This is a genomic window from Citrobacter sp. RHBSTW-01013, assembly GCF_013781985.1.
GTDB classification, from domain to species: domain Bacteria; phylum Pseudomonadota; class Gammaproteobacteria; order Enterobacterales; family Enterobacteriaceae; genus Citrobacter; species Citrobacter braakii.
The window spans coordinates 3,543,543-3,559,937 of record NZ_CP056185.1; the positions used below are offsets into that span (position 1 = coordinate 3,543,543).

The following is a 16,395-nucleotide window of genomic DNA, read 5'->3' on the forward strand; positions in this document are numbered from 1 at the left end:
CGAGCTTTGTATTAACTAACATGAGAACCCATACGACGCCATGAGCGACGACAATTCACACAGTAGTGACACCTTAAACAGCAAAAAGGGATTTTTCTCCCTGTTACTGAGCCAACTTTTCCACGGTGAACCAAAAAACCGCGACGAACTGTTGGAGCTGATCCGTGATTCCGGGCAAAACGACCTTATCGATGAAGATACGCGCGATATGCTCGAAGGGGTGATGGATATTGCGGACCAACGCGTGCGCGACATCATGATCCCTCGCTCTCAGATGATTACCCTGAAACGCAACCAGACCCTGGACGAATGTCTCGATGTCATTATCGAGTCTGCCCACTCGCGTTTCCCGGTGATCAGCGAAGACAAAGATCACATTGAAGGGATTCTGATGGCCAAAGATCTGCTGCCGTTTATGCGCAGCGATGCCGAAGCCTTCAGCATGGAGAAAGTGTTACGCCAGGCGGTTGTCGTACCTGAAAGCAAGCGAGTTGACCGCATGCTGAAAGAGTTCCGCTCCCAGCGTTATCATATGGCTATCGTCATCGACGAATTCGGCGGTGTCTCAGGTCTGGTGACCATTGAGGACATCCTTGAACTGATCGTGGGTGAAATTGAAGATGAGTACGACGAAGAAGACGATATCGATTTCCGTCAGCTCAGTCGCCACACCTGGACCATTCGCGCTCTGGCGCCGATCGAAGACTTCAACGACGCTTTCGGTACCCATTTTAGCGACGAAGAAGTAGATACCATCGGCGGGCTGGTTATGCAGGCCTTTGGTCATCTGCCCGCGCGCGGGGAGACTATCGACATTGATGGTTACCAGTTCAAAGTGGCAATGGCCGACAGCCGTCGTATTATTCAGGTTCATGTCAGAATTCCGGACGACTCACCCCAGCCCAAACTGGACGAATAAACCCGAAACTGGATCTAAGACTACATGGCATTTGCCCCATTAATTGAACGCCAGCGCATTCGCCTGCTGCTGGCGTTATTATTCGGTGCCTGCGGGACGCTGGCTTTCTCTCCGTATGACATCTGGCCCGCTGCGATCGTTTCGCTGATGGGCCTGCAGGCTCTTACCTTCAATCGCCGTCCGCTCCAGTCTGCCGCAATCGGCTACTTCTGGGGATTGGGGCTGTTTGGCTCCGGCATCAACTGGGTTTACGTCAGCATCGCGCAGTTTGGCGGTATGCCGGGCCCCATTAATGTGTTCCTCGTGGTTCTGCTTGCCGCATACCTTTCCCTCTACACCGGCCTGTTTGCCGGCGTGTTGGCGCGTCTGTGGCCGAAAACCACCTGGATACGCGTGGCGATTGCCGCGCCGGTCGTCTGGCAAATAACCGAATTCCTGCGCGGCTGGGTACTGACCGGCTTCCCGTGGCTACAGTTCGGCTACAGTCAGATCGACGGTCCGTTAAAAGGGCTGGCTCCGGTGATGGGCGTTGAGGCGATTAACTTCCTGCTGATGGTGGTTAGTGGCCTGCTGGCGCTGGCGCTGGTGACGCGTAACTGGAAGCCGCTGATTGCCGCGCTAGTGCTCTTTGCTCTGCCCTTTCCGCTGCGCTATATCCAGTGGTACACGCTTGAGCCGGAAAAAACCACTCAGGTCTCGATGGTGCAAGGTGACATTCCGCAGTCGCTCAAATGGGATGAAGGTCAGTTACTCAACACCCTGAAGATTTATCTCGACGCCACCCAGCCTGAGATGGGCAAATCACAGCTGATCATCTGGCCAGAATCCGCTATTCCGGACCTGGAAATTAATCAGCAGCGTTTTCTGGGCATGATGGATGACCTGCTGAGATCGAAAAACAGCACGCTGATTACCGGTATCGTTGACGCACGTCTGAACAAGCAGAATCGTTACGACACCTACAACACCATCATCACGCTGGGTAAAGACAGCCCGTACAGTTACGACTCCAGCAACCGCTATAACAAAAACCATCTGGTACCGTTTGGCGAGTTCGTCCCGCTGGAATCGATCCTGCGCCCGTTAGCGCCGTTCTTTGACCTGCCAATGTCGTCTTTCAGCCGTGGGCCTTATGTGCAGCCACAGCTGCATGCGCACGGCTTTAAGCTGACGGCTGCCATCTGCTATGAAATCATTCTTGGCGAACAGGTACGGGATAATTTCCGCCCGGATACGGACTACCTGCTGACGATTTCCAACGATGCCTGGTTTGGTAAATCCATCGGCCCGTGGCAGCACTTCCAGATGGCGCGTATGCGTTCCCTCGAGCTGGCGCGCCCTCTGCTGCGTAGCACCAACAACGGTATTACGGCGGTGATTGGTCCACAGGGTGAGATTCAGGCGATGATCCCGCAGTTTACCCGCCAGGTCCTGACCACCAGCGTGACGCCAACGACGGGCTTAACCCCTTATGCCCGTACCGGTAACTGGCCGCTCTGGCTGCTGACCGCGCTGTTTGGCTTTGGTGCGGTGGTAATGAGCCTGCGCCAGCGTCGTAAGTAACCTTCCTTCCCCGGCCGGATAACGTTTCGCTTATCCGGCCCACAAAACATTTCCCGCTCCCCATTCTGGCACGTCTATTGCTTTGTTCTACAAGACAAATGCAGTTTTGGCTGAATGTGCAACCTGGTCGCACCAACGTTGAGCGCCGGTAGCACCTGAAAAGTGCAACAAGATATTTTTGCCCCCAAATGGTGCGGCGCACTTCGCAAAAATAAACAATAAAACAGCAAATTCTTTACATTCATCCAAACTAAATGTTAACAAACATATACAAGACTGCACGTTTTAGTAGCAAACAATAACAACATCACAATGGGTATCAATGCGTCCCTGGCGCAGACGATAAAGGAGTTGGATATGCAATTACGTAAGCTCGCCACTGCCATGCTGGTCATGGGAATGTCCGCCGGTCTGGCGCACGCAGAAGACGCAGCACCAGCGGCAGGCAGCACGCTGGACAAGATCGCCAAAAACGGCGTGATTGTGGTCGGCCACCGTGAATCATCGGTACCGTTTTCTTACTACGATAATCAACAAAAAGTGGTCGGTTATTCACAGGATTACTCCAACGCGATCGTTGAAGCCGTGAAGAAAAAGCTGAACAAGCCTGACCTGCAGGTGAAACTGATCCCGATTACTTCACAAAACCGTATCCCGCTGCTGCAAAACGGCACCTTCGACTTTGAATGTGGCTCCACCACCAACAACGTCGAGCGCCAAAAACAAGCGGCTTTCTCTGACACCATTTTCGTTGTCGGTACTCGTCTGCTGGCGAAAAAAGGCGGCGACGTCAAAGATTTCGCCGATCTGAAAGGTAAAGCCGTAGTCGTGACTTCGGGTACCACCTCAGAGGTGCTGCTGCACAAGCTGAATGAAGAGCAAAAAATGGATATGCGCATCATCAGCGCGAAAGACCACGGTGACTCTTTCCGTACTCTGGAAAGCGGCCGCGCCGTTGCCTTTATGATGGATGACGCCCTGCTGGCTGGCGAGCGCGCGAAGGCGAAGAAACCAGACAACTGGGAGATCGTCGGCAAGCCGCAGTCTCAGGAAGCTTACGGCTGCATGCTGCGTAAAGATGACCCTCAGTTCAAAAAGCTGATGGATGACACTATCGCCAAGGCGCAGACCTCAGGCGAAGCTGAGAAATGGTTTGATAAGTGGTTTAAAAATCCAATTCCACCGAAGAACCTGAACATGAATTTCGAACTGTCAGACGAGATGAAAGCCCTGTTCAAAGAACCGAATGATAAAGCGCTTAACTAATTAATTAGAAGAGTACACAAAACCTTTCAAGTTATATCGAGGCGGCAACTGAGCGAATTCCCGGGCGCTTACATGAGTAAGTAACCGGGATGAATAAAGGCAGCCAACAACGAGATATCTTGAAGGATGAAGTGTAATCAGGGAGGCTTCCCCTCCCTCTCGATTGCTACTCAGCACGGACAGACTATAAGCCTGATGGTCGTTCCCCATCAGGCCTGAAAACCGCAAAACGCTGAATAACAATCTTCGGGGGTAGCGCTGCTACCCTTTTTTTTCTGGAGTAGATTTATGTCTATAGACTGGAACTGGGGTATTTTTTTACAACAAGCCCCGTTCGGCAACACCACCTATCTCGGCTGGCTCTGGAGTGGTTTCCAGGTCACTGTCGCGTTATCTATCACCGCCTGGGTTATCGCTTTCCTCATCGGCTCTTTATTCGGCATCTTACGTACCGTACCAAATCGTTTCCTTTCCGGGATCGGCACGCTGTACGTCGAGCTGTTTCGTAACGTTCCGCTCATTGTCCAGTTTTTTACCTGGTATCTGGTCATTCCTGAACTGCTGCCGGAAAACATCGGGATGTGGTTTAAGTCAGAACTGGATCCCAACATTCAGTTCTTCCTCTCATCCATGCTTTGTCTGGGGCTGTTTACCGCTGCGCGCGTCTGCGAACAGGTTCGTGCTGCTATTCAGTCTTTGCCTCGCGGACAGAAAAATGCCGCGCTGGCGATGGGGCTGACGTTGCCGCAGGCCTACCGCTATGTTCTGCTGCCAAACGCTTACCGCGTGATTGTTCCGCCAATGACCTCGGAGATGATGAACCTGGTAAAGAACTCCGCGATCGCCTCCACTATCGGCCTGGTCGATATGGCTGCGCAAGCAGGTAAACTACTGGATTACTCCGCCCACGCATGGGAATCGTTTACGGCCATCACTCTGGCCTACGTACTGATTAACGCCGTCATCATGCTGGTGATGAATCTCGTCGAACGCAAAATCCGCCTGCCTGGCAATTTGGGAGGCAAATAATGTACGAATTTGACTGGAGTTCTATCGTCCCTTCCCTGCCGTATCTGCTGGATGGGCTGATCATCACGCTGAAAATCACCGTCACGGCAGTCGTCATTGGTATCGTCTGGGGGACCATCCTTGCAGTAATGCGTCTGTCCAGCTTCGCGCCAATTGCCTGGTTTGCGAAGGGCTACGTCAACGTATTCCGCTCCATTCCGCTGGTGATGGTGCTGCTGTGGTTCTACCTGATTGTGCCCGGCTTCCTGCAAAACGTGCTGGGTCTGTCGCCAAAAACCGATATTCGCCTGATCTCAGCGATGGTCGCATTTTCGATGTTTGAAGCCGCGTACTATTCCGAGATTATCCGCGCCGGTATCCAGAGTATTTCTCGCGGGCAGTCTAGCGCCGCGCTGGCGCTGGGGATGACCCATTGGCAGTCGATGAAACTCATCATTCTGCCGCAGGCATTCCGCGCGATGGTGCCGCTGCTGCTTACCCAGGGCATCGTACTCTTCCAGGATACCTCGCTGGTCTATGTATTGAGTCTGGCAGACTTCTTCCGTACCGCCTCCACCATTGGCGAGCGTGACGGCACGCAGGTTGAAATGATCCTGTTTGCTGGCGCCGTTTATTTTGTATTCAGTCTGAGCGCATCGTTGTTGGTCAGCTATTTGAAGAAAAGGACAGTTTAATGATTACCCTGAAAAATGTTTCTAAATGGTATGGTCACTTTCAGGTGCTGACCGACTGCTCCACGGAAGTGAAAAAAGGTGAAGTGGTGGTGGTCTGCGGCCCGTCAGGTTCAGGTAAATCAACGCTTATCAAAACGGTGAACGGGCTGGAGCCGGTACAACAGGGCGTCATCACCGTTGATGGTACCGTGGTGAATGATAAAAAGACCGATCTGGCCAAACTGCGCTCCCGCGTTGGCATGGTGTTCCAGCACTTTGAACTGTTCCCGCATCTGTCGATTATTGAGAACCTGACTCTGGCGCAGGTAAAAGTGCTTAAACGCGATAAAAAGCCGGCCCGCGACAAAGCGCAAAAGTTACTGGAACGCGTTGGTCTGTCAGCGCATGCCGAGAAGTTTCCAGCTCAGCTCTCCGGGGGCCAGCAACAGCGTGTCGCCATCGCTCGGGCGCTGTGCATGGATCCTATCGCTATGCTGTTTGACGAACCGACGTCAGCACTCGACCCAGAAATGATCAACGAAGTACTGGACGTCATGGTTGAACTGGCCAATGAAGGGATGACCATGATGGTAGTTACCCACGAAATGGGCTTTGCGCGTAAAGTGGCGAACCGGGTGATCTTCATGGATGAAGGGAAGATTGTTGAAGACTCACCGAAAGAAGAGTTCTTCGCTAATCCAAAATCAGACCGTGCCAAAGACTTCCTCGCGAAAATCCTGCACTAATTTTGCTGGCGCGCACCTCCATGTGCGCGCCACCTCACGATTTATCTCTTCACTTCTCGAAACAGGCATAGCCCAGCGTTAACCTTGTCACAAAGTCCCACTTACAAGGAGCAACAATGGCACTTCCTATCCTGTTTGATTGCGATCCAGGTCATGACGACGCTATCGCAATTGTTCTCGCCCTCGCTTCACCTGAACTGGATGTGAAAGCGATAACCTCCTCTGCCGGTAACCAGACCCCCGACAAAACACTGCGTAACGTATTGCGTATGTTAACGTTGCTCAACCGCACGGATATCCCAGTGGCCGGTGGCGCAGTCAAACCGCTGATGCGCGACCTGATAATTGCCGATAACGTCCACGGTGAGAGCGGGCTTGATGGCCCGGCGCTGCCTGAACCCGCTTTTGCTCCACAGGACTGTACCGCCGTGGAATTGATGGCGAAAACCCTGCGTAACAGTCAGGAACCGGTGACGATTGTCTCCACCGGGCCGCAAACTAACGTGGCATTGCTACTGAATAGCCATCCTGAACTGCACCCCCAAATTGCCCGTATCGTGATCATGGGTGGTGCAATGGGCCTCGGAAACTGGACGCCCGCCGCCGAGTTCAACATCTTCGTGGATCCAGAAGCCGCTGAGATCGTGTTCCAGTCGGGCATTCCGGTGGTGATGGCTGGACTAGATGTCACGCATAAAGCGCAAATACATCGTGAAGATACCGAACGGTTCCGCGCTATCGGCAATCCCATTTCGACAATCGTTGCAGAGCTACTCGACTTCTTCTTTGAATATCACAAAGATGAAAAATGGGGATTTATTGGCGCGCCGCTGCACGATCCATGCACCATTGCCTGGCTGCTGAAACCTGAACTGTTTACCACCGTTGAACGCTGGGTTGGTGTGGAAACTCAGGGCAAATACACCCAGGGAATGACCGTGGTTGACTACTACTCCCTGAGCGGCAATAAGCCAAACGCCACCGTGATGGTGGACGTGGATCGCCAGGAGTTTGTCGATCTGCTAGCGGAGCGTTTGAAATTTTACGCCTGAAATTTATCATTGAGTAAGATCGCTATGTTGAATCATAGCGATTTTACTGTTAGCTAATAGCGAACGTGAATACTGCGTTACTTCATTAATTTGTCAGGTAATACTGAATAAATCCCCCAGCAGATTAATGTATCATGCAACATCCGGCACAACAAATCAGAGGAACACTGAATGAATGCTTCAGATTATCTCAGGGTAAGGTTTCAGAATGACAGGCAGTTATCTATATATATTGAGAATGGATTCACAAATACGATACAGGCCGCAAAAGGCATCGCCTCTGATATTTATTCAGGAATAGAAAGAGCTAGCTGGTATTCGAGCTGTTTAATCCCCAGATATAATGATGTATGTCAGGAATTGAAATCTGAAGAGATAAGGACTGTTTATTCCATCATGTCTATATTCAGATACCACGATGTTATTACATATATGCTGTATTTATATTTCCTGACCGTGAGCAAAGATGTTAGAGAAGGTAACAAAGAAGGTTCTGCCCAAAAGATGGTTCGCAACGCAGCAAACCTTGCTGCTCGTATAACAGTGGCAAGTGGTACACGGTTTGCTGTTGCCTCAGCTATGGCGGAAGCTATTGCACAGTCAGATTTTCTGTCAAAAGCCGTTGCGCAAAAACTGGCTGGTAAAATGCCAGTTGGCGTTTATCTTCTGCAGGTCTATGGGTTTCAGCAAAAAGCAGCTATGGCAGCCCGGGCACTGAAAGCAATAGATCCAAGTTATTATTGGATTCTTTACCAAGCAAAGCTGGAGATGCTCTATTACTTCGTTGAGCCAGCTCTTTCAGAAATAATTCAGAAAGTTCATGCTGGTATCTATTCTAACCTCGATCAGCTTGCCGACGAAATCATGGAAAGATTCGATGTTTAAGAGTCTAATATCAGTTGTACTCTATAATCTTGTACTCCCAGCAATCTTGATTTTTTTTGCCGTACTCTGGTTATATTTATTTCCTGAATACTGGTGGGAGCTAATGCTAATCAGTATTATTGCTATTTTTTGGTATTATCCGTTCATTACAGAAAAATTCGAAAAATTCAAATAACCCAATATTATATATTTATTAAGCCAATACATAAAAGGAATTTATAATGTCTAATCCAGCTTATCTTTGGTTAGTTGATGCTAATGGTTCCCCGCTTGTAGGTTCGTCTCTGGTCTCTGATCGAGTAGGTGCTATAGAAATAAAATCCCTTACCCATAATGTAAATATTCCAACAGATGGTAATACAGGGCGGCTAACAGGTACGCGCATTCATGCTCCAATCCAATTTCAGAAAGAATTTGATCGTGTAACTCCCCTGCTATATAAGGCTCAAAGCGAAGGAGCGACACTTAAATGCGCAACGATAAAAATGTACACGCTCACCGAAGCTGGAATGGAAAAGGAGTATTTTAATATCATTCTAAACAATGTAAAAATCACATCCATTACCGCAGATCTTTATCCTGGAGCTTCAACCGGGACACATCTTGAAACCATTCTGCTACGCTATGAAAGCATCACATGGAAGCATTGCGATGGAAATATCATCTATACGGATGCCTGGAATCAACGCGTTGTGGCGTAACACATTCGCAATCCCTCACAGAGCCGCGTTAGCGGCTCTCAGGTGAAAATCACGGCTCAAACGGTCGACGCTGGAACTGATCGTGTCCGCATTTCGGGCATAGCGGCAGCACATCAGGAGTGTACACCGCCAAATGGAAGTGGCACTTCTCGCAGACCAGATTGCCCAACCCGACCACCTCGCCGCTGTGATAAACCCCGTGATGGCTGAGGTCCTGGAACACTTCGCGCCATTCGAGCTGCGTTTTATCGGTAATATCGGCCAGTTCCTGCCAGATACTCTCTTTGATAACCCGCATAAAGACGCTGTCGGTCTCCTCATCGAGGCTTTCTTCATAGCTCAGAGCAAACTCTTCCAGGTCGCGTCTGACGGCCCGGGTGAGCTCTTCCACCTCGGTGCGCGTTAACTCCCCGGTCTGCATAACGCGCTGACGCGCCTGTTCCACCAACGCATCAATATCGCGTTCGCCATTACGCAGGCGTTCACTCAGTGAAGCCACCAGTTCACGGTAATATTGAGCAACCTTGTTCATCGCTTCGCCTCCTGGGTCGTTAACTGTCTATAATAATAGACGTTATTTACGCTACGCTTTGCAAGACTGTCCACAGAGTGTGTAAATTCGTGCAAGAATTATCCTTACGGGAATTCAACGTTGAATGCGCGAAAGGCTGTTTTGGCGCGGGCGTTTGGGCTATGCTATGCGGATCTAAAACACCACATCTAGAGCTACGTTTGTAGCTGTATTGAAAACAGGACCACTGGCTGCCATGCAAGAGCAATACCGCCCGGAAGAGATAGAATCCAAAGTACAGCTTCACTGGGATGAGAAGCGCACATTTGAAGTTACCGAAGACGAGAGCAAAGAGAAGTATTACTGCCTGTCTATGCTTCCCTATCCTTCTGGTCGACTACACATGGGCCACGTACGTAACTACACCATCGGTGACGTGATCGCTCGCTATCAGCGTATGCTGGGCAAAAACGTACTTCAGCCAATTGGCTGGGATGCGTTCGGCCTACCTGCCGAAGGCGCTGCGGTTAAAAACAACACCGCCCCGGCACCGTGGACGTATGACAACATTGCGTACATGAAAAACCAGCTCAAAATGCTGGGTTTCGGTTACGACTGGAGCCGTGAGCTGGCAACCTGCACCCCGGAATACTACCGCTGGGAACAGAAGTTCTTCACCGAGCTGTACAAAAAAGGGCTGGTGTACAAGAAAACGTCTGCCGTTAACTGGTGCCCGAACGACCAGACCGTACTGGCGAACGAACAGGTTATCGACGGCTGCTGCTGGCGTTGCGATACCAAAGTTGAGCGTAAAGAGATCCCGCAGTGGTTCATCAAAATCACCGCTTACGCTGACGAACTGCTGCGCGACCTGGATAATCTGGATCACTGGCCTGACACCGTGAAAACGATGCAGCGCAACTGGATTGGCCGCTCTGAAGGCGTGGAAATCACCTTCGATGTGAACGATTACGACAACACGCTGACCGTCTACACCACACGCCCGGACACCTTTATGGGTGCGACCTACCTGGCGGTTGCTGCAGGTCATCCGCTGGCGCAGAAAGCCGCTGAAAATAACCCAGAACTGGCTGCCTTCATTGACGAATGCCGCAACACCAAGGTTGCTGAAGCCGAAATGGCGACCATGGAGAAGAAAGGCGTCGACACTGGTTTCAAAGCCGTTCACCCGCTGACTGGCGAAGAGATCCCGGTTTGGGCGGCAAACTTCGTGCTGATGGAATACGGTACAGGCGCAGTTATGGCCGTTCCGGGTCACGATCAGCGCGATTACGAATTTGCGACCAAATATGGCCTGACCATCAAGCCGGTAATTCTGACTGCTGAAGGCGCAGAGCCGGATCTGTCTGAACAAGCGCTGACCGAAAAAGGCGTGCTGTTTAACTCCGGTGAGTTTGACGGCCTCGACTTCGAAGCGGCCTTCAACGCTATCGCTGACAAGCTGGTAGCTAAAGGCGTGGGTGAGCGTAAAGTTAACTATCGTCTGCGTGACTGGGGTGTTTCCCGTCAGCGTTACTGGGGCGCGCCGATTCCGATGGTGACGCTGGAAGACGGTACCGTCCTGCCAACGCCAGAAGACCAACTGCCGGTTATTTTGCCGGAAGACGTAGTCATGGACGGTATTACCAGCCCAATCAAAGCCGATCCGGAGTGGGCGAAAACCACCGTTAACGGTATGCCTGCGCTGCGTGAAACTGACACCTTCGATACCTTTATGGAGTCGTCCTGGTACTACGCGCGCTACACCTGCCCGCAGTATCAGGAAGGTATGCTGGATTCCGACGCGGCGAACTACTGGCTGCCGGTTGATATCTACATTGGCGGTATTGAACACGCCATCATGCACCTGCTCTACTTCCGCTTCTTCCACAAACTGATGCGCGACGCAGGCATGGTCAACTCTGATGAACCAGCTAAACAGCTGCTGTGTCAGGGGATGGTTCTGGCCGATGCGTTCTACTACGTTGGCGCCAACGGCGAACGTAACTGGGTTTCTCCGGTTGATGCCATCGTTGAGCGTGACGAAAAAGGTCGTATCGTTAAGGCTAAGGACGCAGAAGGCCATGAACTGGTGTATACCGGCATGAGCAAGATGTCCAAGTCGAAAAATAACGGTATCGACCCGCAGGTCATGGTTGAACGCTACGGCGCCGACACCGTACGTCTGTTCATGATGTTCGCTTCTCCGGCTGATATGACGCTGGAATGGCAGGAGTCCGGCGTTGAAGGGGCGAACCGCTTCCTGAAACGTGTCTGGAAACTGGTTTACGAACATACGTCCCAGGGAGATGTTGCTGCCCTGAACGTTGATGTGTTGAGCGAAGATCAAAAAGCGCTGCGTCGCGACGTGCATAAAACCATTGCTAAAGTCACCGATGATATCGGTCGTCGTCAGACCTTTAACACCGCGATTGCGGCGATTATGGAGCTGATGAACAAGCTGTCGAAAGCACCGCAGGCAGACGAGCAGGACAGAGCCCTGATGCAGGAAGCGTTGCTGGCTGTTGTACGCATGCTCAACCCGTTCACCCCACACGTTTGCTTCACCCTGTGGCAGGCGCTGAAAGGCGAAGGCGATATCGACAACGCGCCGTGGCCGGTGGCGGACGAAGCAGCAATGGTTGAAGACTCAACGCTGGTTGTGGTTCAGGTAAACGGCAAAGTACGTGGCAAAATCACCGTTCCGGTAAACGCCACTGAAGAGCAGGTTCGTGAACGTGCTGGCCAGGAGCATCTGGTGGCAAAATATCTTGATGGCGTTACCGTACGTAAAGTGATTTATGTACCGGGTAAACTCCTCAATCTGGTCGTTGGCTAAGCGCGGGAGGAAGCGTGCGACTTCTGACAACATTGTTGTTATCGCTGGCGGTGCTTGTCACCGCCGGGTGTGGCTGGCATCTGCGTAGTACTACGCAGGTTCCACCCTCAATGAAAACCATGATCCTGAACTCTGGCGATCCGAACGGCCCGTTAAGCCGCGCGGTGCGTAATCAACTGCGTCTGAACGGCGTTACGCTGCTTGAAGACGGTACCATGCGTAAAGATGTGACGTCCTTACGTCTGGGTGCGGTCAGCCTTTCGCAAGATACGGCATCGGTATTCCAGAACGGTCAAACGGCTGAATACCAGATGGTGATGTCCGTAAGGGCTACTGTGCTGATTCCAGGTCATGATATTTACCCTATCAGCGCCAAAGTTTATCGTTCGTTCTTTGACAACCCACAGGCTGCACTGGCGAAGGATAACGAGCAGGACATGATCATAAAAGAGATGTATGACAAAGCGGCTGAACAGTTGATTCGTAAGCTGCCAAGCGTACATCTGGCCGATACTCAGTCATCCAATGCTGATGCTGAGCCTGCGGTGAATAAAACCGCAGCGCCTGCGTCATCTCCGGCGCGTGTCTCCACCACGCTGGGTAACTGATGCTCAAGTTGTACCCTGAACAACTCCGCGCACAGCTCAATGAAGGGCTGCGCGCGGCGTATTTACTCTTGGGCAACGATCCCCTCTTATTGCAGGAAAGCCAGGATGCCATCCGTCAGGCTGCCGCAACACAAGGATTCGAAGAACACCACGCCTTCACTCTGGACAACAGCACCGACTGGGGAGAGATTTTTTCACTTTGCCAGGCGATGAGCCTGTTTGCCAGCCGTCAAACCCTGCTTCTGCAGTTGCCTGAAAATGGCCCTAATGCCGCCATTAATGAACAGCTCGCGTCACTCGTCACTCTGTTACATGACGATCTGCTACTGATGGTTCGCGGCAACAAACTCACCAGGGCACAGGAAAACGCCGCATGGTATACGGGGCTTGCAAATAACGCGGTTCAGGTAAGCTGCCAGACGCCGGAACAAGCACAGCTTCCTCGCTGGGTTGCCGCCAGGGCGAAACTTAACAACCTGCAACTGGATGACGCAGCCAATCAGCTTTTGTGCTATTGCTATGAAGGTAATTTGTTAGCACTGGCGCAAGCGCTGGAACGATTAGCGTTGCTTTGGCCTGACGGCAAACTAACGCTGCCTCGCGTAGAGAAAGCGGTTAACGATGCCGCGCACTTTACCCCATTCCACTGGGTAGATGCGCTGCTAATGGGCAAAAGCAAACGCGCACTGCACATTCTGCAGCAGCTACGCCTGGAAGGTAGCGAGCCGGTTATTTTGCTGCGTACGATCCAGCGTGAGTTGCTGTTGCTGGTTAACTTAAAACGGCAGTCGGCCCATACGCCTTTGCGCACGTTGTTTGATAAACACCGGGTGTGGCAAAATCGCCGGGGCATGATGGGAGATGCGTTAAACCGGCTGAACCCGGCGCAACTGCGTCAGGCTGTTACGCTTTTAACGCGTACGGAAATTACGCTTAAACAAGACTATGGTCAGTCAGTGTGGGCGGAACTTGAGGGGCTTTCCCTTTTGCTCTGTCATAAATCGCTGGCCGATGTTTTTATTGATGGTTGATATGAAATCATTGCAGGCTTTGTTCGGTGGCACCTTTGATCCGGTGCATTACGGTCATCTTAAACCGGTTGAAATTCTGGCGAATCTGATTGGCCTTTCCCGGGTCATCATCATGCCCAATAACGTGCCGCCACATCGTGCGCAGCCCGAAGCGTCCGGTGAGCAACGTAAGCGTATGGTTGAACTGGCCATTGCTGATAAACCGCTGTTTTCCCTGGATGAACGCGAGCTGAAACGTGATACCGCCTCCTACACCGCGCAAACGCTAAAAGAGTGGCGCGAGGAGCAAGGCCCAAACGTGCCGTTAGCGTTTATCATTGGTCAGGATTCGCTGCTTACCTTCCCTTCCTGGCATGACTACCACACGATTCTGGGTAATACCCACCTCATCGTGTGCCGACGTCCGGGCTATCCACTCGAAATGGCGCAGGAAAAACACCAGCAATGGCTGGAGGATCATCTGACCCATTCAGCAGATGACCTGCACAACCTGCCTTGCGGGAAAATTTACCTGGCCGAAACGCCGTGGTTTAACATCTCCGCCACGCTCATCCGTGAGCGCCTGGAAAAGGGCGAGCCGTGCGACGACCTGATGCCAGACGCGGTGCTTGACTATATCAATCAACAGGGACTGTACCGCTAAGCGCCTTGCGTAAGGCCGTCAGCAGGTGGTTATTCTCTTCCTGGCTGCGAACGGCTACCCGATAATAGCGCGCATCCAGCCCCGGATAATTGGCGCAACTGCGAATCAAGACATGCTGTTTCAGCAACGCAAGTTGCAGATCAATATCTGCACGATCGCAGCGTAATAAACGATAATTTGCCCGGCCGGGATACGCCGTCAGGCCGGGCAGATCTTGCAGTTGTTGATCAAACCGCTCCCCCTCTTGTTCCAGCCATTTCCACGTCGCCCGCTGATATGCGCTATCGCGTAAGATAATCTCGCCTGCCAGGGCAGCAAACGCATTAATTGACCACGGCATTTGTTGGCTGCGCATCTGTACAACCGCCTGTTCGTTACTGTTGACCAGATACCCCAGGCGCAGTCCCGGGATCGCGTAGAACTTGGTGAGCGAACGCAGCACCCAAATATGCGGGTTCTCGTGCAGTAACGGGATAAACCCCGACTCCCCGGCAATAAAATCGATAAACGCTTCATCAAGGATCAGGGCGATCCCCAGCGACTCACAACGCGTGGCAATTTCACGCAGCAGGCGGGTTTCGGGCAACAACCCGGTGGGATTATTGGGCGTACAGAGAAACAGGCAGTCCAGCTCAGGCGTTAACGCATCGAGGATCGCATCGGTAAGCTGCCAGCCATCGTCTTCGCACAGCGCAAACTCATGGATCGTACACTCTCCCCATTGCAGCGCCCGACGATATTCCGCAAACCCGGGCGTCACGATCATCGCGTGGCGTGGCTTCAGGCCATGCACCAGGGTAAAAATGGATTCGGTTTCACCGTTCCCGGCCAGGATCCACGAGGACGGAATTTGATGATGCTCCGCCAGCGCGGCATGCAGTTGCGCGTAATCGACATCCGGGTAACGCTCCGTGCAGTCCAGATTGTCGATAATCGCCCGTTTTAAACTTACCGGCATACCCAGCGGGTTAATATTCGCGCTAAAATCCAGCAACTGTTCAGGCAAGATGCCCAACAATTCGGCGGCTTCTCGGGTGTTACCGCCATGTGCGCTCTTCAATAAAGACATCGTGCCGCTCCACGTAAAAAAGGGTATTTTAGTGAAAAATCACTGCGCAATCAGGGCAAACATCATATTTTGTGCGAATAGCCTCACGAGGAAAACATGAGACTCTGGTTAGTACGTCATGGCGAAACCGAAGCCAATGTCGCTGGTTTATATAGCGGCCACGCCCCCACACCGCTAACGGAACGGGGGATCGCTCAGGCGCAAACGCTGGGTACGCTGTTACGCAATGTCCCTGTCGACAACGTTCTGTGCAGCGAACTGGAACGCGCCCGCCATACAACGCAGTTGATTCTGGCGGAACGTGAAGTTCCTGTGCGCAACATGCCTGAGCTTAATGAGATGTTTTTTGGTGACTGGGAAATGCGTCACCATCGCGATCTGGCGCGCGAAGACGCCGAAAATTACGCCGTGTGGTGTAACGACTGGCAGAATGCGACGCCCACCAATGGCGAAGGTTTTCAGGCGTTTTCCCAGCGAGTGGAACGTTTCATTGCCCAGCTTGCTGATTATAAAGCGTGCCAAAATCTGCTGGTGGTGAGTCATCAAGGCGTGCTGAGCGTGCTGATCGCCCGTCTGCTGTCCATGCCCGCTGCGGCAATGTGGCATTTCCGCATCGAACAAGGCTGCTGGAGCGCAATTGATTTTTGTGACGATTTTGCGGTTCTGAAAGTGCTTAACAGCCGGGCCGTATGGCGCGACGGGGAGTGAAAGCGCTGTTTTTTATGCCGAAGGGCCTCTCTCCCATTGACACCCCATGACAGGCTGTTATTCTCCGCAGCCTGACTTTTCCCGCCCTTCAGAGCTTTGCAGAAATTGTTTTACAAAAATGGCGATGCATTCTGTGGCGTGGGGTGGGATGATAGCGCACTTCACAAGCGCA

Annotated in this window: 16 protein-coding genes; 14 read left to right on the plus strand and 2 right to left on the minus strand. The window is 52.0% G+C overall.

Annotation, left to right across the window (positions count from 1 at the left end):
- The first annotated feature begins 40 nt into the window (after positions 1-40).
- The 9 genes from corC (at position 41) to tssD (ending at position 8,814) form a co-directional block, all read left to right on the plus strand.
- Positions 41-919 carry a CNNM family magnesium/cobalt transport protein CorC gene (corC, locus tag HV350_RS17145; protein WP_005121418.1) on the plus strand — a complete coding sequence of 293 codons (879 nt, stop codon included), beginning with the start codon at positions 41-43 and terminating at the stop codon, positions 917-919.
- A gap of 24 nt (positions 920-943) precedes the next feature.
- Entirely contained in the window at positions 944-2,482 is a 1,539-nt protein-coding gene (lnt, locus tag HV350_RS17150) for an apolipoprotein N-acyltransferase (RefSeq protein WP_094760687.1), read from the plus strand.
- A 357-nt stretch (positions 2,483-2,839) separates the two neighbouring features.
- On the plus strand, positions 2,840-3,748 hold the full coding sequence (gltI, locus tag HV350_RS17155) for a glutamate/aspartate ABC transporter substrate-binding protein GltI (RefSeq protein ID WP_016152242.1): 909 nt from the start codon (positions 2,840-2,842) through the stop codon (positions 3,746-3,748).
- 288 nt (positions 3,749-4,036) lie between these two features.
- Entirely contained in the window at positions 4,037-4,777 is a 741-nt protein-coding gene (gene gltJ / locus HV350_RS17160) for a glutamate/aspartate ABC transporter permease GltJ (RefSeq protein WP_016152241.1), read from the plus strand.
- On the plus strand, positions 4,777-5,451 hold the full coding sequence (gltK, locus tag HV350_RS17165; protein WP_003022757.1) for a glutamate/aspartate ABC transporter permease GltK: 675 nt from the start codon (positions 4,777-4,779) through the stop codon (positions 5,449-5,451). Before gltJ ends, gltK begins: the two co-directional genes overlap by 1 nt.
- Positions 5,451-6,176, plus strand: a complete 726-nt coding sequence (gene gltL, locus HV350_RS17170) for a glutamate/aspartate ABC transporter ATP-binding protein GltL (RefSeq protein WP_003022754.1) — start codon at positions 5,451-5,453, stop codon at positions 6,174-6,176. The genes gltK and gltL overlap by 1 nt, the downstream gene beginning before the upstream one ends.
- A 116-nt stretch (positions 6,177-6,292) precedes the next feature.
- Positions 6,293-7,228, plus strand: a complete 936-nt coding sequence (gene rihA / locus HV350_RS17175; RefSeq protein ID WP_181628984.1) for a pyrimidine-specific ribonucleoside hydrolase RihA — start codon at positions 6,293-6,295, stop codon at positions 7,226-7,228.
- 171 nt (positions 7,229-7,399) lie between these two features.
- Entirely contained in the window at positions 7,400-8,113 is a 714-nt protein-coding gene (locus HV350_RS17180) for a hypothetical protein (protein ID WP_019076264.1), read from the plus strand.
- 221 nt (positions 8,114-8,334) lie between these two features.
- On the plus strand, positions 8,335-8,814 hold the full coding sequence (gene tssD / locus HV350_RS17185) for a type VI secretion system tube protein TssD (protein ID WP_181628985.1): 480 nt from the start codon (positions 8,335-8,337) through the stop codon (positions 8,812-8,814).
- 49 nt (positions 8,815-8,863) lie between these two features.
- Here tssD and HV350_RS17190 read toward each other — a convergent pair whose 3' ends face one another.
- Positions 8,864-9,346 (minus strand): zinc ribbon-containing protein, encoded by a 483-nt coding sequence (locus HV350_RS17190; protein WP_003022748.1) that lies wholly within the window; start codon positions 9,344-9,346, stop codon positions 8,864-8,866.
- Between the two features lie 235 nt (positions 9,347-9,581).
- On the opposite strand from HV350_RS17190, the gene leuS reads away from it, so the two are divergent.
- The 4 genes from leuS to nadD are packed head-to-tail and all read left to right on the plus strand — an operon-like array spanning position 9,582 to position 14,446.
- A complete protein-coding gene (gene leuS / locus HV350_RS17195) occupies positions 9,582-12,164 on the plus strand; it encodes a leucine--tRNA ligase (RefSeq protein WP_181628987.1) in 2,583 nt (860 codons plus the stop codon).
- A 14-nt stretch (positions 12,165-12,178) separates the two neighbouring features.
- A complete protein-coding gene (lptE, locus tag HV350_RS17200; RefSeq protein ID WP_181628989.1) occupies positions 12,179-12,772 on the plus strand; it encodes an LPS assembly lipoprotein LptE in 594 nt (197 codons plus the stop codon).
- Positions 12,772-13,803, plus strand: a complete 1,032-nt coding sequence (gene holA / locus HV350_RS17205) for a DNA polymerase III subunit delta (protein ID WP_046274591.1) — start codon at positions 12,772-12,774, stop codon at positions 13,801-13,803. The genes lptE and holA overlap by 1 nt, the downstream gene beginning before the upstream one ends.
- Before the next feature lies 1 nt (position 13,804).
- Positions 13,805-14,446, plus strand: coding sequence for a nicotinate-nucleotide adenylyltransferase (gene nadD, locus HV350_RS17210; RefSeq protein ID WP_087121840.1), 642 nt, complete (start codon positions 13,805-13,807; stop codon positions 14,444-14,446).
- Here the strand turns inward: nadD and cobD are convergent.
- Positions 14,421-15,515 (minus strand): threonine-phosphate decarboxylase CobD, encoded by a 1,095-nt coding sequence (gene cobD / locus HV350_RS17215; protein ID WP_181628991.1) that lies wholly within the window; start codon positions 15,513-15,515, stop codon positions 14,421-14,423. The two genes, nadD and cobD, sit on opposite strands and share 26 nt — an antisense overlap.
- Positions 15,516-15,611: 96 nt before the next feature.
- On the opposite strand from cobD, the gene HV350_RS17220 reads away from it, so the two are divergent.
- A complete protein-coding gene (locus HV350_RS17220) occupies positions 15,612-16,223 on the plus strand; it encodes an adenosylcobalamin/alpha-ribazole phosphatase (RefSeq protein WP_137381010.1) in 612 nt (203 codons plus the stop codon).
- Positions 16,224-16,395 lie beyond the last annotated feature (172 nt).